Raw genomic sequence first — 17,061 nt, forward strand, 5'->3', positions numbered from 1 at the left:
TCAGCGGATCGGCCCCGTTCGGGGATGCATCCGACCGCCCGAGCTGGTTGCCTCGATGCATCGGGGGTTGATGGCCGGGCGCGAGGGGATGCGCCCGGCCATCGGCATCTGCACCGTCCTCATCTGCACCGTCCTTATCTGCAGCGCCGTCTTCCCCACGTCCCACGCTTCATCCGAAGCTTGCGTCAGCGACTTCAGCGACTTCAGCGTGCCCAAGGCCTCGGGATGGGATCGACTAGCTGCTACCTGCGCTGTCCCCCCGGAGCGGGTGAGGGCTGGTCGTGTCCCCCTATAGCGCACGACCAGCCCCCGGGCGCACCCCTCTCTGTCAATGTGGAGTGAGACGGCAGCCAGCGATGGTCAGTGCGCGCGCAGCACTCGATCATCCCGCGGTACGGGCGAGGCGGCCGTCGACGACTCCACGCTCTTGTTGAGGGAGCGCAAGCTCGATCAAGTCGAATATTTCGAGATGCTTCACAGCTTTGCCCCAAGGGCAGGCTCGCTGGGATCACTACGGCTGGACCTGTCTGATCCGTCCGACAGCACCGATCGCCGCTCGTAGCCCCTGGGTTCGTGTTAAGACACCCGAATGACCGAAAGGGTGAACCTTCGACGGATCACTCACTGCCGCCCCGCAGTACGCCGAGGCAACAACGTGTTCTCCTTACACCGAGCCGGTGCCCCCACGTCGTCACAGCAGTGGCGTCCACGGCGGCCGACGCTGCCACGGACCGCCATCCTCCTGCTACTGATCTCAGTAATTGGTCTGCTGCTCGTCACGTTCCACGGTAGCTACAACGGTGACGGAGCCAATCCGTGGCCGGCGCTCACGTTCGGGTTCTCCTGCACCGCCGTAGCCGCTACCTGGTGGATCCTGACCTGGCGGGCGCGGCGATCCACCGCCGAACGCATCGTCTGGCGCATGTTCAGCCTTGCATGCCTGCTCTACGGCGTCGGCGCGGTCACCACCGTCGCCTTCATGCTCATCCCCGCGACCACAGCACTGGTCGATGTGCCCGCAGCCGCCTGCGCCGCGATTACCTTCCCGCTGGCCTACCGGGCCCTGGTGCGTTGGAGCCGCCACGGCGCCGGGGTAGACGCCGACGACCTGCTCAACGGCACCAGCTCGGTCCTCGTGGTGATCGCCGTCCTGGGCAGTGTCCTGGTCTGGACGCAGCAGCCCTTCGCCGGGTCTCCGGTCATCGAAGGCCTGGCGGGCGGTTCACCAGCAGGTCCCGCGGGGCGACTGCTGCTGACTTCACTGAACTGGCACGTACAGCTACTCATCGTCCAAGACGCCGCCGTCCTCGTCCTCGTCACGGCAGCCCTGACCGCCGCCTTCTCCGGGCGCCTGTATCGCGACCCGCGACTATGGCTGGTCACTGCCGCCTACGCCCTGGCCGGCGCCGGTGGTGCAGCCGCACTGCTCGATGGTGGAACACGACCAATGTGGACGATCCAGGTATGGGCCCTCGGCCTGCTGGCCTTCTCGAGTGCGGCTCTGCTGCCGGTGCGCTTCGTGCCTACCCAGTCCTCAGACCCGGTGAAGTCCACCGTCGGGTCCTTCGTCATCGTCCTCGCCGGCCTCGGCATCGCCGTGGCCGTCGTGGCCACCGGCGCACCAGGAATACTCGCCGTGTGCGGACTCGCCGGCGTCCTCGGCTCCAGTATCCGCCTGCTGGTGAACTTGACGGAGCTGGCCCAGCTGGCTATTAGCCGCAGGGAAGCCCTGACCGACGACATGACTGGCATCGCCAACCGTCGTGCCATCCTGCGTCACCTGGATCGCCTCCTGCATCAGCGCAGCAGGGCTGTACTCGCGGGTGAGCGCAAGACTGCGGGCCGGGGAGTGCAGGTGGTGGTCTTCGACCTCGACCACTTCAAGGACGTCAACGACAGCCTTGGTCACAGCGCTGGAGACGACCTCCTCTGCATGGTCACCCAACGCATCCAACCGGCCCTACCGGCATCAGCGGTTTTTGGCCGCCTCGGCGGTGACGAGTTCGCCATCATCAGCGACGACGGGCCCCACGGCGAGAAAGTCCTCAGTACGCTCGAGCACGCCTTACGCGAACCGTTTCCCCTCACTGGGATGAGCGTGCACGTCGACCTCAGCATCGGCCGCGCCACCTGGTCTGTACCCAATATCGGCAGTACACCGATCGCCACCTCACAGAACGCCCCGACCGAGAACCTCGACGCCGCAGCATTGCTGCGCCGAGCCGACATCGCTATGTACGACGCAAAACGCAACGACCTACGTACGGTGACCTTCGACCCCATCCGACACGGCCAGCCACAAGATCTGCTCTCCATGGTCGCCGAACTGCGCCGCGCCATCACCGCCGGGCAACTGCGCGTGCACTACCAACCCCAACTGCACACCAGCACCGGCGAGCTCGCCGGAGTCGAAGCCCTTGTCCGATGGCAGCACCCAGTCCTGGGCCTGCTCATGCCCGCACAATTCCTACCCCTCGCCGAGTCTCACGCCCTTATGGACGCCATTACCCGCGAAGTCTTACATCAGGCCGTCGCCCAGCAGGCCGCTTGGCGCCGCTCCGGGCTGACCGTGCGTGTCTCAGTGAACCTTGCCGCCGGGACGCTACTGGACGCCTCCCTGCCCACAACCGTCCACGCCCTGCTCAGCGAACACGACCTGCCGGCCACGTCACTGGTGCTGGAAGTCACCGAAACCGCACTGCTGCGTGAACCCGATCGCAGCCTTGCCGTCGTCGAAGCTCTGCGTGCCCTCGGCGCGCAGGTCAGCATCGACGACTTCGGCACCGGCTACTCCTCCCTCACTCAACTGCGCCAACTACCCGTCAGTGAGCTAAAGCTGGACCGTTCCTTCACCCTCGACCTGCTCGCCGACCCCCGGGCCGCCGCAATCGTGGCCAACACCATCACTCTGGCCCACGACCTGGGCTTGCGCGTCGTGGCCGAAGGCGTCGAAGACGAAGCCACGTTGACTGCCCTGACGAAATTGGCCTGCGACGAAACCCAGGGCTACCTCCACGCCAAACCATTGCCTGCCGACGACTTTGACCGCTGGCTGAGCCGACAGTCACCCCGCCTCCCCCGCCAGGTGCGTACAGACGCCTGAACCGGGCCCGCTGCTCATCTGGACGTCTCCAGGACCACGCGCGAACACGGCGAAGGCCGCACGGTCACGGCGCTTACCAAGACGGGGTCACTCAAGGACAGGCTCGGCTGGAGCTGGCTGTGGACGCCGCCAGGGATGAGCTGGAACTAGTAGCCGAAGCGCCCGCGCACTGGGCTGACGACTTCACGGTCATCCCGCGGTGCGGAACATGGGACACACCACATGGCCATCATGGTCAAATCACCCGACAGTCAGCTCGATCACCACGTCGTCCTCCCCTGGTGACGAAACCTGAACGGTTAGCACTCCAATACCGCAGGGACGCACGACTGCTAGTGCCCTGCCGTCGAAGGTGCGCCACGTGGCATCGGCGAAGTGCTCGATGGTCTTCGGTCGTGCGCTGCACACGCCTGCGAGGACGCCTGCACCTGCCACCGTAACGGTTACCTCGCGATCGTCGTTCATCACTAAGTTCCCAGATTCATCGCGTAGTTCGATGCTGACGAAACTCAGGTCCGCGTCGTCGGGAAGCAAGTCGGTGCGGTCGGCTACCGCGGTCAGCCGCGCCGCTCCCGCCGTCATCAGCGACGTCCGGCCGACGACGACACCCCGACGGAGCGCAACCGCTTCAAGCCGTCCCGGCCCGTACGGAACGGTCACCTCGGCCAGCATAGGCCGCCTGGTACCGACCTCGGCACTCCCCATCTCTCGCCCGTCGAGGAACAACCGCACCGTGTCGGCGTTCGCGTAGACCTCCACCGTCACGTCCACCTCCTCGAAACCCGACCACGTCCAGGACGAAACAGAATTACTCCAAGCCCACGGCGACTGCATGGAGATCTTGTCCCCGGTGTGCTCCGGTCGCTGCACCGCCAGGTAGGGCTCAAGGCGCAGTCCGTAGACGATCTCCCGGTAGTAGGAGACAGGCCGCCGAAACCCGGTGATATCCAGGTCCCCGCACCAGGCAGTCAGGTAGGGGAACTCGCGTTCGAGACTAGCCACCGCGTCCGTCTGGGAGACGTAGGCCGTGGCCCCGATCCCGACCTCGCCCAAGTAGTCCCAGCCCGTCCACGTAAAGTCACCTATAACGTTCGGGTTGTCCAGCACCATCGGCCACAACCGGCCGATCAACGACGGGAACGACTCCGAGCCGACGATGACCCGGTCGGGGTAGTCGACGGCGTCCTGCGCGTAGCGCGACTCTCCGTAGTTGATCCCCACCACGTCGAGGGCGGCGCTAGATTCTTCGATGCGCGCTGTCGCTGTCGCACTGGAGCTGACCGCGGCGAAGACGTTCCCATCAGCCATGGCCTCGTTGAGGCCACCGAGTTCTGCGGTAATGGCGGGTACTTCGTCGATGACGGCCAGCAGCGCGTTGACACCGTTGGTCACCGGGCGCGTCGGGTCGAGCGAGCGGACGTGGTCAGCCAAGCGACGAGCCCAGCGCGCGCCGTGCGGGGTACCGACCTCAACAATCTCGTTGCCGATCGAATACATGATCACGCTGGGGTGGTTCCGGTCCTTGGCCACCATCGAAGCCAGGTCCTCGGCCCACCACTGCGGAAACTCGGCCGCGTAGTCGTAGGGCGTCTTGAACCGGGTCCACATGTCGAACGCCTCGTCCATCACCAGCATCCCCACACGGTCACAGGCGTCGAGCATGGCCCGGGACAACGGGTTGTGGGCGGCCCGGATCGCGTTGAACCCGGCGGCCTTCAAAAGTTCGACGCGTCGCTCCTCGGCGCGGCCGGGTGCGGCCGCCCCGAGAGGTCCGTTGTCGTGGTGGACGCACGCGCCACGCAGCAGGACAGGCTCCCCGTTGACGCGAAGACCCTTGCGCGGGTCGACCGAGATCGTGCGGACACCGAAGGCGACGAGCCGTTCCGACTCGGCGCCGTCGAGGGAGACCCGCGCCCGGTACAGGTGCGGCTCATCGACCGACCACGGACGCGGCGCAGCCAGGTACAGGCGTTGCCGGACGGTGCCCGTCTCGCCCCCGGCCAAGGTCAGCGGTGTCAAGGTCGCCGCGGGCGATGCCCCGTCGGCGTCGCGAACCTCGACGGCGACCCGAACGGTCCGTGTCGCCACCTCAAGGTTCTGCACGGTGGTGCGCACCTCGACGACAGCCTGGTCCGGTTCGAGGTCGAGGGTCTCGATCACCACACCGTCGGCCACGATGCTAACGGGGTCCTCGATGTGGAGGGTCACCGGCCGGTGCAGTCCGCTCCCGGAATACCAGCGCGAATCTTCTCCGCTGCGGACCTCGATGCGCACCTCGTTATCCTGGCCGTAGCGCAGGTACGGAGTGAGGTCGACGAAGAAGCGCGCGTACCCGTCCGCATGGTTACCGGCGAATTCGTCGTTGAGGAACACCTGGGCGCGGCGGAAGGCCCCCTCCACCTCGAGGTGGGCGACCTTCCCGCGCCACTGCGACGGCACCACAAACCGTTTGGTGTAGCTGTAGGCACCTCTCGGGTGGTAAGCCGTCGCTCCGCCGCCCGGGGCCTGCGCGCTGCGTTCGGCATCGCGAAGAGCGTCGTGTGGCAGGTGCACTGGGATTCCGCTGTCGGTCCCGCCGGAGACGGCACTGAACGGCCCGGACGGTGTGCGACAAGTCCAGCCGGTGTTGAAGGCGGTTGCGGGCATGGGTAGTGCTTCTCCTAGCGGTGTGCGACGCGCCTGCGGGTCAGAACCGGGCTAGTTTGGCGTAGAGGTCCTCGACCGCGAGGCGGGTGTCGAGGTGGTCGTAGACCCGGATCGGGCGACCGGCCGAACCCGGGACGTACTCGCCCTCGTCGTCGATCCGCGGGCAGCCCACCGTGCGGTAGCTGCAGCTCGAGGGATCGGCCTCGAAGGAACTCTGCAACGCCGTGAGCAGTACCAGCGGGGTGTCGCCCAGGACGTAAGTCTCACCAATCGACATCCCGAAGGTCCCGCACATGTCCGCGATCCCGTCGAGGGTCGCGAAGAGGTGCTTGCCGAGTTCCCCCTGGTCGCCCATGCGCTGCTGGAGCTCAGTCATGCTCGCGAGCACCTGACGGTAGGCGTCGCGCGGGACCTGCCAGAGCGGGATGTCGGAGTCGTCGAACACGACCTGCGCAGCGGTGACGTCGATGCGCAGGTTGTACTCGGAGGGCCCGATGCCGGGGGGTTTCGGAACTCCCGGGTGCTCCGGTCCCCCGATCCAGACGGCCGTGAGCCGCTGCGAGATGCGGGGTTCCAGCAACCACGCGCTGGCGAGTTCCGTCAGCCCGGCCCCGAGCACCACGAACAGCGGCAGGTCGGTGTCCTCCCGCATCGCCTCGGCGACCATCGCCTCGGCGCCCGCCGAACGGATCGGCGTCGAGCGGTCCGACAACTGCTGCTCGGTCCCCGCGACGACGCGGACGTCACCGCGGCCGGAGAGTTCCAGGACGCGACGCGCCGCCGACGCACCGTGCTCCGCGGAGAGCCCGGAGTCGTCGAACGGGTCCCCCGGACGCAGGTGCGAGGAGATCACCGTGACGAGGTCGACCGACGGCGACAACGCGTGGTGCGCCAACTGCACGAGCCCGTCCGGGTCTCCGGCGTAGTCGTTGTCGCTGAGGACCCGCATCCGGGCAGGATGTTGCGACCAGGTCATCGTCCGCCGTCCCGACCGGTGTAGGAGACGCGGTCGAAGGCGACGGTGCCGGCGCCGGCGAACGCACCGACCACGCGGCCTGTGAACGACCCAGCGCCCTCGGCGGACAACGTCCGGCCGTCGACCTCGCCGAGTTCCACGGTCCCCTCGGGGCCGTCGAAGGAGAGGGTGACGATGTCGCTGGTCACGGCGCGCAGGCTGAACCCGGACTCCGGCTGCGTGGTGGTCAGGCGAACGGTCACCGGACCGGCCGGGGCCGGCGCCTCCCAGGTCTGCACGAGACGGGCGACGACGCCGCGGGCACGCACGACGGGGCCACCCTCGGCCAGGCCGTCCACCTCGACGTCGACGTGGTTGTCCTGGTCGATGCGCAGGCTCAACCCGCCCACCCCCTGGGACGCGTCCACGACGGCGGTGACCTCGGTGATCTCGTGCTGCTGACGACGGCCGACCCAGGCGGGGCGGTCGTCGTCCATCGTCGCGCCGTCGCCGGTGAGCACGAGCCAGCCGGCACGTTCGGTGAGCGAGGAGAACTCCGCCGCCGGGCGACGGATCGTCAACCAGGGCAGGCCGAGCGCGGGCTCGTCGAACTCCTCGTCGAGGGTGACCCCGGGGCCGGGTGCGTCCAGTTCGACCGGGTCGATCTGCAGCCAGCCGTCGTCGCCGAAGCGCGCCGTCGTCATGAACGTCTCGCGACCCATGGCCGAGAACGAACGCACCATGCCGCGCGGACGGACGCCCAGGCAGACCACGGCCCACTCGCCGGCGGGGGTGAGGAACAGGTCGCCGTGACCGGTGTTCTGGACGGGACGGTCGGTGCCGCGCGCCGTGACGAGCGGGTTCCCCGGGCAGCCCTCGAACGGGCCGACCGGCGAGGGCGCACGGGCGATGCTGATGGCGTGACCGCGTTCAGTCCCACCCTCGGCGACCATGAGGTACCAGGTCCCGTCGATCTCGTAGAGGTGCGGCGCCTCGGGGAAGATCCCACCGGTGCCGGACCAGAGCGAACGCGGTTCCTCCAGCGCCGCACCGGTCTCGGTGTCCAGGCGGACCTGCTGGATCCCGAGGTGGCGCGGACCGTCACCCGCGGTCAGCAGCAGCCCGGAGTAGGTCAGGTAGCAGGTGCCCTCGGCGTCCCAGGCGAGGTCCGGGTCGATCCCGTCGACACCAGTGGTCGGGGTTCCCTCGGACCACTTGCCGGCCGGGTCGGTCGTGGTGAACAGGAGGTTCCCGCGGCCCATCGCGTCGGTCACGACGACGTGGAACACGCCGTCGTGGAACCGGATCGTCGGCGCCCACGCACCGCCGTTGGTCGGGATCTCCCGCGAGGCGAGCTGTTCCGGATGGGTCACGACGTGGCCGATCGGTTCCCACGTCGCGAGGTCGGTGCTGGTGAACAACGGCAGACCGGGCAGGTACTCGAAGCTCGAGCAGGCCAGGTAGTACGTGCCGTCGACCTCGCAGATGCTGGGGTCCGGGTGAAAACCGGGCACGACGGGGTTGGTCCAGGGGTTGTGCGTCACGTTCTGCTCTCTCAGCTCTGACCTGCGATAGAGGATCCGACACCGGCGCCGGCCTGCGCGTCCATGTCGGCCTGGGCCGCGATGAGACGGTATCGGTCGGCGCGACGCTGGGCCTGTCGCGTCGGGTCGGCGACGGGAGCGGCCAGAAGCAGACGCTGGGTGTAGGGGTGCTCCGGTTCCGAGGTGACCGTGCCTGCCGGCCCGGTCTCCACGATCTCTCCCGCCCGCATGACGGCGACCCGGTGGCTGATGTGGCGCACGACGGAGAGGTCATGGGTCACGAAGAGGTAGGCGACACCGGTGCGTTCCTGGATCTCGATGAAGAGGTCCAGCACGCGCGACTGGTTCGACAGGTCCAGCGCGCTGACCGGTTCGTCGCAGACGATGAGCCGCGGGTCGCGCGAGAGCGCCCGGGCGATCGCGACGCGCTGGCGCTGGCCGCCGGAGAACTCCCGGGGCAACCGTCGGCCGGCGTCGGAGGGCAACCGGACCTCGTCCAGCAGGTCCTGCACACGTCCGGTCGCCGCGGCTCGTGAGGTCCCCGCCACGAGCAGCGGCTCGGTGAGGATGTCCTCGATGGTCAGCGCCGGGTTCAACGAGGTGTAGGGATCCTGGAACACGACCTGGATGTCGTTCGACAACGCCCGGCGGGTGGCCTTCGACGTGTTCGAAATGACCTTCCCGTCGAAACGCACCTCGCCAGCGGTGACCGGCGCCAGCCCCAGGACCGCGCGGCCCAGCGTCGTCTTACCCGACCCGGACTCCCCGACCAGGCCGACGGTCTCACCGGCCGCGATCTCCAACGACACCCCGTGCAGCGCACGGAAAGGCCTCTTGCGCAGCCCCTTCAACGCGTACTCGACGACGACGTCCTCGATCTCCAGCAGGGGCTTCGGGGTGTTCACGGAACTCACGACCGCACCTCCAGCGCGGGACGGGGGGCGGTGTCCTCCAGCGTGGAGTCCAGCAGCATCCGGGTGTACTCGTGACGCGGGTTCGCGAACAGTTCGTGCACCTCGGCCTGTTCGACGATCCGGCCGGTCTGCATGACCGCGACGCGGTCGCAGATGTCGGCGACGACACCGAAGTTGTGCGTGACGAGCAGGACACCCATGTTCCGTTCCAGCTGCAGCGAACGGATGAGTTCCAGCACCTCGGCCTGGACGGTGACGTCGAGGGCGGTGGTGGGCTCGTCGGCGATCAGCAGGTCGGGTTCGCAGGAGACAGCGCCGGCGATGAGGACGCGCTGCGCCATGCCGCCGGAGACCTCGTGCGGGTAGGACCCGAAGACGCGGGCCGGGTCGGCGATACCGACGCGGGCCAGCAGCCCGAGCGCCTTCTCCTTCGCCGCGGCCTTGGAGAGCCCCTGGTGCTGACGGATGGGTTCCACCAGCTGCGACCCGATCGTGAAGGACGGGTCGAGGTTGCTCATGGGTTCCTGCGGGATGTAGCCGATGCGCTTGCCACGCAGCTCGTTGCGCTGGGAGGCCGACATCTTCTGCAGTTCCCGGCTGTCGAACTCGGCGCGTTCGGCGTGCACCGAGGCCGAGGGCGGCAGCAGGCCGAGGACGCTGAACGCGGTCTGGCTCTTGCCGGAACCCGACTCGCCGACGAGGCCGAGGACCTCGCCGCGCCGGACCGTCAGCGAGACGCCGTCGACGACGACGGAGGTGCTGCCGTCGGGGCGGGGGTAGGTGACCTGCAGGCGGTCGAGGACCACGAGCTCGTCGCCGACGACCTCGGGCAGCGGCACCGAGGCCGCGCGGTCGTCGGCGGTGACCGGGGCGGGTTTCCGCGACGCCTTGGCCTTGCGCGGGACCTCAACGTTCTCGATCGCGTCGCGCAGGACGTTACCGAGCAGGGCGAACGCGGTGACCGCGATGGCCAGCGCCGCACCGGGCCAGACGAGCAGCATCGGGGCGACGTAGATGTTCTGGAAAGCGTCCGACAGCATCGAACCCCAGCTAGGTTCGGCCGAGGACCCGAGGCCCAGGAACTCCAGACCCGACTGGATCATGATCCCGACGCCCAGCATCTGCGCGCCCTGGATGATCGAGGGGGCGGCGACGACGGGGAGGATGTGACGACGGACGATGCGGGCGTCGGACAGCCCCGCGACCCGCGCCGCGTCGACGTACAACTCCTCGCGGACCGCCGTCACCGAGGCCCGGATCAGCCGGTAGACGCCGGGGGCCATCAGGACCCCGAACACCGCCATCGCGAGGTAGGTGGACTGACCGATGACGGACAGCACGACCAGCAGCAGGATGATCGCCGGCACGGCCATCAGCAGGTTCGCGACCCAGGAGCCGATCGCGTCGAACCACCCGCGGAAGTACCCCGCGACCAGACCAGCCGGCACCCCGATGACCAGCGCGACACCGGTCGCGATGAGGGTTCCGACGAGGCTGGTGCGCGTCCCGTAGAGCAACCGGGCGAGGACGTCGCGGCCGACGCCGTCGGTGCCGAGGGGGTGGTCACCCCCGAGCGGGGCGAGGGCGTCGACGACCGAGGACTGGGCCGGGTCCTCGTCGGTCAGCCAGGGCGCGAAGACCGCGATCAGCACGAGCAGGGCGATGACGATCAGGCAGACGATCGCCAGCGGGCTGCGGAGCAGTTTGCATCCCAGGGTGTTCCGCGACGTGACGGCGGGTTTGGCGGAGCCGGCCATCAGACACGCACCTTCGGGTTGAGCCAGCCGTTGGCCAGGTCCATGAGGACGTTGACGACGGCGATGAGGACGACGGTCACCAGGACGATCCCGAGCACGACGGGCTGGTCACCCTGCGACGCGGTCGAGAGCGCCGCGGACCCGACACCGGCGAGGCCGAAGACCTTCTCGACGACGACGGCGCCACCGATCAGGCCGATGAACTGCAGTGACAGGACGGTCAGCGCGGGCGGCGCCGCGTTCCGCAGCGCGTGCTTGTAGAGGACGCTGGAGGTTTTCAGACCGCGGGCACGCAGCGTGCGGACGTAGTCGCGCCGCAGCACGTCGAGCATCGAGCCGCGCACCTGCTGCGCCGTGGCCGCGATGGCCCCGATCGCCAGCGACAACGCGGGCAGGACGATCGACTTCGCCCACGCCGACGGGCCGTCGGCGAAGGTCGTGTAGCCGGTGGCGGGCAGCAGTCCCCACTTCACGGCGACGAACAGAGCCAGGACAAGGGCGACGAGGAAACTGGGCACCGCGAAACCCACGACCGAGACGATCTGCAGCAACCGGTCCAGCCAGCCACCGCGGACGGCGGCAGCCACCCCGAGGAGGACCGACACGACGGCCGACAGCAGCAGCCCGGCCAGGACGATGGACATCGTGACGGGGAGGGCGTTGCCGATCGTGGAACTCACCGGCTGGCCGGTGAACCAGGAGGAACCGAGGTCCCCGCGCACCAGGTGACCGAGCCAGGTGGCGTACTGGGAGAAGAGGGACCGGTCGAGGCCGAGTTCGGCCGCCTTCTGCGCCTCCTGTTCAGCCGTCGCCGCCTGTCCCACGATGTTCCGCGCCGGGTTCCCACCGGTGAAGTGCAGCAGCAGGAACGTGAGGCTGGAGATCACGAACACGAGGACGACGGCCGCACCGACACGGCGCGCGAGGAACCCGACCATCAGCTGGCGGGGGTGAAGTCGTAGATCCAGGGCGCCGGCGCGAAAGAACGCATCTCGACCGTGACCTTCTTGGAGGTCACGTAGTTCGCCTTGACGACGTCCCACGGGGCGTTCCACGCCTGGTCCACCATGTAGTCGTTCAGTTCTTTGAACGCGGCGGCCTGAGCGGTCTCGTCGAGCGTGTTCTGCGCCGTGGCGATGAGTTCCTCGACCTTGGGGTCGGTGTACTTGAAGAGGTTCCACAGGGCGGTCGGGCTGACCTGGATCAGCACGGTGTCCCAGGAGCGGAACGACGCCAGGGTGAAGTAGCTCATGGGCCACTTCGCACCGAGGAGGTCGTTGATGAGCTGGTCGGCGGGAACCGTTTCGTACTTCGGAGTGACGCCGATTGCTTGCAGCGCCTCGGTGATGACGGCCTGCGGAGCGGGGAAAAACGAGGAGAAGTCAGGCATTGAGACCTCGAACCCGTTCGGGTAGCCGGCTTCGGCGAGCAGCGCCTTGGCCCCGGCGACGTCGTAGGAGTACGTGTCGTTCAGGGTCTGGTCGTAGGCGGTGCTGTCGGGGTTGAACACCTGTTCGGTGGTCGAACCCAGGCCACCCAGGGCCGAGGTCAGGATCGAGTCGCGGTCGAAGGCCATGTTGAGGGCCTTGCGGACGCGGACGTCGCCAAGCGCCGGGACCATCGAACCGCCGCGGTCCCAGATGTAGAGGCCACCGACGTCACCGGTCACGTACTCGACGACGTCCAGGCCGGCGCTTTTGAGCGGAGCGGCCTGCTTGTAGTCGGAGATCTGACCGCCGTCGACCTGGCCGGAACGCAGGGCGTTCACCAGGGCCGTCGGGTCGGAGAGGTACTTGAACACGATCGTGTCAAAGGGGAACTTCGCCGCGTTCCAGTAGTTCGCGTTGCGGGTGAACGTGTACTGCGAACCCGCCGTGGTGCCCGAGGTCGCGAGGACGTAGGGGCCGCTGCCGACCGGGGCCGTCTGCAGGGCCGGGGTCCCGATCGCCTTCGGGCTGGCCATCATCCCGGACACGTTGCCGAGGTTCACCAGGAGCGAGGGATCCGGGGCGGAGAGGGTGATCTTTACGGTACTCACGTCGACGGCGTCGACGGTCGCGATCGAGGCGATGTTCGTGGCGGCCTCGTTGGCACCGGTCTTGGTGTTCTCGAGGTTCGCCTTCACAGCGGTCGCATCGAACGCGGTGCCGTCGCTGAACTTCACGTCGGTACGCAGCGTCAGCGTGAGGACCGTCGCCGTGTCGTCGTAGTCCCACTGGGTGGCGAGGTTCTCCTCGACCTCCCCGGCGGCGTTGAGATGCAGCAACGGGTCGTAGACCGGCTGGTAGTAGATCGCGTTGTTTCCGAGGCCGGCGTCCTTCAGGTCCCACGGGAGGGGCGCTGCGACGGTGGCCAGGGTGAGGGTGGTGCTGGCGGATCCAGAGGATCCGTCGTCATCGCCGCCGCAGGCCGCGAGACCGGCCACTGCGCCGGTGGCGCCGGTGGCTGCAAGGAAGGTACGCCGCTTCATGTTCTCTCCAGTGAGACTCGGGGGCTTGCGGAGTTATACTGACACGAGTCACTGACTCGTGTCACCAGGACGTCGCGAAATGTGTGCCGAACGACTGAGGACGGCTATCGTTTCGGAAGTCCCCGGGAGCACTCAGGAGGGTGAGAATGCGCAACCATCGACGCGCTACGAGCGCCGACGTCGCCCAGGAGGCCGGCGTCTCTCGCGCCACCGTGAGCTACGTCCTGAACGACACCCCGAACCAGAAGATCCCGGAGCAGACGCGCGAGCGGGTCCTCGCCGCCGCGCAGCGACTGGCCTACTCCCCCTCGACGGCGGCGCGGGCGCTGCGGCGCGGGCGCAGCGACGTCGTGCTGGGCGTCATGGCGACGACGCCGATCGGCGTCGTGCTCGGGTACATGCTCAACAGCCTCACCGAGACGCTGTCCGCCGAGGGCCTGACGTTCGTCCTGCACCTGCACGGCCAGGGGGCACAGCCCATCTCCGAGGTGCACCAGGCGCTGTCCTCGGCGGGGGTCGTCGTCATCGGCGATCTGCCCGCGGAGGACCTCGAGGACCTGCACCGGTCCTCGACCGGGATCGTGCGAATGGCGGGGACCGAGGAGGGACGGCACTCCGCCTCCCCCGTCGACATGCTGCCGGTCCGGGCCACACTGGACACCATGGGGCGCTGGGCGGGCGCTGAACAGGCGGAGTTCCTGGTCAAGGCCGGGCACAGCGTCCTCGCGTTCGCGAACTACGACGACCCGGCCGTCCAGCTGACCCACCTCGCCCGACTCCGCGAGGCGGGGGTCCACGACGTGTGCGCGAAGTACGGGCTCCCGACCCCGCTGCACGGTGTGGTCGGCTCGGACCTGGAAGCCTCCACGGCCGTGGTCCGCGCGTGGGCCGACGCGGGGGTGACGGCCGTCTGCGCCTACAACGACGAGGCCGCGCTGGCGGTCCTGTCCGCCGCGAACGACGGCGGCCTCAAGGTCCCAGACGACCTGGCTGTCATCGGGATGGACGACATCCCCTCGGCCCGTTCGGCGCGCCCGCCGCTCACGACGGTCGCGCTGGACACGGCCACGCTGGCGACGCACGTGACGGCGCTGCTGCTGGCGGGAATGGGCACCGGCCCTTGCCCCGAGGTGGAAGACTACAGCTTTACCCGGATCATCGTGCGTGCCAGTGCTTAAGTTTTTGGCGACGACTAAACTGAGCAGCATTACGCAACAACGGGTGAAGGCATCCATTAATGTCGCCGAAGGCGTCGGCGGGCGTAGCGGCAGCTGCCGCGTAGAGACCCGCCACAGCCCGGCCTTGTTCACGCGGGCCCCAGGGACACCGGGATACGGCCCTGAGGCAGGGTGACGGCAAGGTCGGCCGCGGGGGCTCTGACCTGCGGGTTTACTACGATGGGACCGGCGTGGCGGATGGGACGGGTGTGATCACCAAAGCTTGGATGGAGGTTCTGACGCCAGACCAGCCAAGCAAGGACCACACCCGTCGATGCCATCCTGTCCGACCGCACGCCCCAACACCAGCACCCCCATCGACCATGAGGCCGACAGCCAGACCACTGAGCACCCGCAGCGACCTGACCTCCTGGCCCTGCTCGCCGGCATCGACGACTTTCGCGACCCCCGCGGACGACGTCACCCTCTCGCTAGCGTCCTCGCCCTGGGCCTGGCCGCCGTCATCGCTGGTTCTCGCTCCTACGTCGCCATCGCCGAATGGGCCGCCGCACAAGACACCAGCACTCTCGTTGCTCTGGGCGCCGCCGAAACCCACGGCGTCCCCGAAACCTCAACGTTTCGGCGAGTGCTCTCCGGCGTCCACGCCGACCGTCTCGACGCCGCCCTCGGCGCCCACCTATGGACCCGAACCTATCGCGACAGCACCGGCCGCAAGATCATCGCCCTGGACGGTAAGACCGTCCGCGGCGCCAGAACCCCAGACCGGTCTGCACCACACCTGCTCGCCGCGTGCGACCACCACAGCGGAACCGTCCTGGGCCAACTTGCCGTGGATGCCAAGACGAATGAGATCCCGGCCGCCCGAACACTTCTCGCCAGCTTTGACCTAACCTCGATCTTTCACGACGATCTCAGCTCGGGTAGTCGACACGAGCCGTAGATGCAGCGAAGTGCCTGCTCTGCAGTCGATCATGGTGCTTGTCGAGAGCCCATGGCCATCACGCAGAGAGGCACTTCGTGAGTGAAGACTAAACCCAGCCCCCACCGACTGACCATGACCGGAGACGGCGAGTCGCTACTGTCCTCCGCGGGCGCGTCGTTGCTGGTCGACACCGCAAGGTTCAGCGGCTTGGACCCCGCCCTGAGCCGGGAGCTCGCACCGTGGCGCAGCCCGTGGGCGATCCACGATCCCGGCAAGATCATCCTCGACCTGGCCACTGCCGTGGCCCTAGGCGGTGACTGCCTGGCCGACCTCGGCGTCGTCCGCGCCCAACCCGAACTCTTCGGCCTCGTCGCCTCCGACCCGACCGTTTCGCGACTGATCACCAGACTCGCCCAGGACGCACCGACCGCCCTGACGGCACTGCGTCGAGCCCGGGCCGCCGCACGGGAGAAGGTCTGGTCCACCGCTTCCCCGGTCCCGCAGCAGGGGCACATCATCATCGACCTGGACGCCACCATCGTCGCGTCGCACTCCGAGAAAGAAGGCGCCACCGCAACGTGGAAACGGACGTTCGGGTTCCACCCGCTGCTGGCGTTCGTCGACCACGGCCCCGGCGGAACCGGGGAGTACGTCGGCGGACAACTACGCATTGGCAAGGCAACCGCCAACGACGCCGCAGCCCACATCGCTGTCCTGACCGAAGCACTGCAGCAACTGCCCGAGCACGAACGCCCCCGAGTGCTGGTCCGTGGCGACGCCGGCGCCGGAGTCCAAGCGTTCGTCCGTCACCTGCACGACACCGGACTGGCGTATTCAGTTGGGCTGTACGTGCATCACCCGATCCTGGACGCCTTGCCGCAGATCCCCAAGCGGGCCTGGCGGGCCGCCATCGAACCAGACGGCTCCGCTCGTGATGGCGCCCAGGTCGCCGAACTGACCCGCTACGTCCGCCCGTCGAAGAGTCCCTGGCCACCGGGCATGCGGATCATCGCCCGCCGGGAACGGCCGCACCCGGGAGCCCAGCTGCGCATCACCGACGCGGACGGCTGGCGCATCACCGTCTTCGCCACCAACGTCCCCGGCGGGCGAGTCGCCGACCACGAATTGACCCACCGGCTACGGGCGCGGGCCGAGGACCGGATCCGCTGCGTCAAGGACACCGGCTTGCGCAACCTGCCCCTGCAAGGGTTCGCCGCTAACGAGATCTGGCTTGAGATCGTCGCGTTGGCCAACGACCTGCTCGCCTGGACCCAGCACCTGGCTCTCACAGGCACCGCGGCCCGGGTCTGGGAACCTAAACGGCTGCGTCTAAGACTACTCACCGTCGCGGGGCGCATCGTCCGCACCGGACGGCGGACCCTGCTGCGGCTTCCGCGGTCTTGGCCCTGGGCTCGGCTGATCCTCACCGCCCACCGACAACTCGCCGACCTCAGCCCCTGACCGTCATCAACGTCCCGACAACCGGAGCTTCGGAAACCGCGACAAGACGCGGGGCTTCTCCACGCCCACGCACGAAACCCCAGGTCAGCGCCTCAATACGCCGCAGCACAA

11 protein-coding genes are annotated in these 17,061 nt (G+C 68.1%); 4 read left to right on the plus strand and 7 right to left on the minus strand.

Annotated features, from left to right (window positions below):
* Positions 1 to 655 precede the first annotated feature (655 nt).
* Entirely contained in the window at positions 656 to 3,103 is a 2,448-nt protein-coding gene (locus OG218_RS00735; RefSeq protein ID WP_328291292.1) for a putative bifunctional diguanylate cyclase/phosphodiesterase, read from the plus strand.
* A 240-nt stretch (positions 3,104 to 3,343) separates the two neighbouring features.
* Here OG218_RS00735 and OG218_RS00740 read toward each other — a convergent pair whose 3' ends face one another.
* From OG218_RS00740 to OG218_RS00770, 7 genes are read right to left on the minus strand one after another with little or no spacing between them, the layout of a single operon-like run.
* Positions 3,344 to 5,749, minus strand: coding sequence for a glycoside hydrolase family 2 TIM barrel-domain containing protein (locus OG218_RS00740; protein ID WP_328291293.1), 2,406 nt, complete (start codon positions 5,747 to 5,749; stop codon positions 3,344 to 3,346).
* A gap of 40 nt (positions 5,750 to 5,789) precedes the next feature.
* The gene (locus OG218_RS00745; RefSeq protein ID WP_328291294.1) at positions 5,790 to 6,698 is read right to left on the minus strand and encodes a nucleoside hydrolase; all 909 of its coding nucleotides are present in this window, start codon (positions 6,696 to 6,698) and stop codon (positions 5,790 to 5,792) included.
* A 23-nt stretch (positions 6,699 to 6,721) separates the two neighbouring features.
* Complete coding sequence (locus OG218_RS00750) at positions 6,722 to 8,248, minus strand: glycoside hydrolase family 43 protein (protein WP_328291295.1); 1,527 nt, start codon at positions 8,246 to 8,248, stop codon at positions 6,722 to 6,724.
* A gap of 11 nt (positions 8,249 to 8,259) precedes the next feature.
* Entirely contained in the window at positions 8,260 to 9,162 is a 903-nt protein-coding gene (locus OG218_RS00755) for an ATP-binding cassette domain-containing protein (RefSeq protein ID WP_328291296.1), read from the minus strand.
* Positions 9,159 to 10,919 (minus strand): dipeptide/oligopeptide/nickel ABC transporter permease/ATP-binding protein, encoded by a 1,761-nt coding sequence (locus OG218_RS00760; protein ID WP_328291297.1) that lies wholly within the window; start codon positions 10,917 to 10,919, stop codon positions 9,159 to 9,161. The genes OG218_RS00755 and OG218_RS00760 overlap by 4 nt, the downstream gene beginning before the upstream one ends.
* On the minus strand, positions 10,919 to 11,857 hold the full coding sequence (locus OG218_RS00765) for an ABC transporter permease (protein ID WP_328291298.1): 939 nt from the start codon (positions 11,855 to 11,857) through the stop codon (positions 10,919 to 10,921). The genes OG218_RS00760 and OG218_RS00765 overlap by 1 nt, the downstream gene beginning before the upstream one ends.
* On the minus strand, positions 11,857 to 13,389 hold the full coding sequence (locus tag OG218_RS00770; protein WP_328291299.1) for an ABC transporter substrate-binding protein: 1,533 nt from the start codon (positions 13,387 to 13,389) through the stop codon (positions 11,857 to 11,859). The genes OG218_RS00765 and OG218_RS00770 overlap by 1 nt, the downstream gene beginning before the upstream one ends.
* A gap of 146 nt (positions 13,390 to 13,535) precedes the next feature.
* Between OG218_RS00770 and OG218_RS00775 the strand changes: the two genes are divergently transcribed.
* From OG218_RS00775 to OG218_RS00785, 3 genes are all read left to right on the plus strand, one after another.
* Entirely contained in the window at positions 13,536 to 14,567 is a 1,032-nt protein-coding gene (locus OG218_RS00775; protein WP_328291300.1) for a LacI family DNA-binding transcriptional regulator, read from the plus strand.
* A gap of 313 nt (positions 14,568 to 14,880) precedes the next feature.
* Positions 14,881 to 15,507 (plus strand): ISAs1 family transposase, encoded by a 627-nt coding sequence (locus OG218_RS00780; protein ID WP_328291301.1) that lies wholly within the window; start codon positions 14,881 to 14,883, stop codon positions 15,505 to 15,507.
* Between the two features lie 114 nt (positions 15,508 to 15,621).
* Positions 15,622 to 16,950, plus strand: a complete 1,329-nt coding sequence (locus tag OG218_RS00785; protein WP_328291248.1) for an IS1380 family transposase — start codon at positions 15,622 to 15,624, stop codon at positions 16,948 to 16,950.
* The last annotated feature ends 111 nt before the right edge of the window (positions 16,951 to 17,061 follow it).

It is taken from the genome of Kineococcus sp. NBC_00420, from assembly GCF_036021035.1.
Taxonomy (GTDB): domain Bacteria; phylum Actinomycetota; class Actinomycetes; order Actinomycetales; family Kineococcaceae; genus Kineococcus.

Coding starts and splice junctions, on each gene's coding strand:
- OG218_RS00740 (WP_328291293.1), bottom strand. CDS start 5,749: ATGCCCGCAACCGCCTTCAACACCGGCTGGACTTGTCGCACACCGTCC.
- OG218_RS00760 (WP_328291297.1), bottom strand. CDS start 10,919: ATGGCCGGCTCCGCCAAACCCGCCGTCACGTCGCGGAACACCCTGGGA.
- OG218_RS00745 (WP_328291294.1), bottom strand. CDS start 6,698: ATGCGGGTCCTCAGCGACAACGACTACGCCGGAGACCCGGACGGGCTC.
- OG218_RS00765 (WP_328291298.1), bottom strand. CDS start 11,857: ATGGTCGGGTTCCTCGCGCGCCGTGTCGGTGCGGCCGTCGTCCTCGTG.
- OG218_RS00775 (WP_328291300.1), top strand. CDS start 13,536: ATGCGCAACCATCGACGCGCTACGAGCGCCGACGTCGCCCAGGAGGCC.
- OG218_RS00770 (WP_328291299.1), bottom strand. CDS start 13,389: ATGAAGCGGCGTACCTTCCTTGCAGCCACCGGCGCCACCGGCGCAGTG.
- OG218_RS00780 (WP_328291301.1), top strand. CDS start 14,881: ATGCCATCCTGTCCGACCGCACGCCCCAACACCAGCACCCCCATCGAC.
- OG218_RS00785 (WP_328291248.1), top strand. CDS start 15,622: ATGACCGGAGACGGCGAGTCGCTACTGTCCTCCGCGGGCGCGTCGTTG.